Annotated in this window: 1 protein-coding gene; it reads right to left on the reverse strand. The window is 59.2% G+C overall.

The window, feature by feature from the left end; translation table 11 throughout:
- On the reverse strand, positions 1-360 hold a 360-nt coding region (locus tag EN786_RS36440; RefSeq protein WP_135910099.1), incomplete at both ends, for a class I SAM-dependent methyltransferase.

Below are 360 nucleotides of genomic sequence, written 5' to 3' on the forward strand. Positions count from 1 at the left end.
ATGCTCTCGCAGGTTCTCGACGTCATAGGCGAGGAACCCGTGCGCCTCGAGATTGCCGAGCGTCATGCCGATCGTATCGACCTCGCCGCCGGGAAAGATGTATTTGATCAATGCCTTGTATTCCGCGCCTTTGCGCAGTGTCGTCCTGGTGCTGCCGTTGCCGCGCCGGGTGATGGCATGGTGCAGGTAGATGCCGCCGGGCTTCAGCAGCCGGTGGACCGCCGAGAAATAGGCCGCGTGATTGGCAAGGCCCAGATGCTCGAACATGCCGATCGACGAGATCTTGTCAAAGGAGCCGGAGAGTTCCGCATAAGACTTTATCTCGATGGTGATACGATCCTCCAGTCCTTCAGCGCGGAT

It is taken from the genome of Mesorhizobium sp. M4B.F.Ca.ET.143.01.1.1 (genome assembly GCF_004792275.1).
Taxonomy (GTDB): domain Bacteria; phylum Pseudomonadota; class Alphaproteobacteria; order Rhizobiales; family Rhizobiaceae; genus Mesorhizobium; species Mesorhizobium abyssinicae.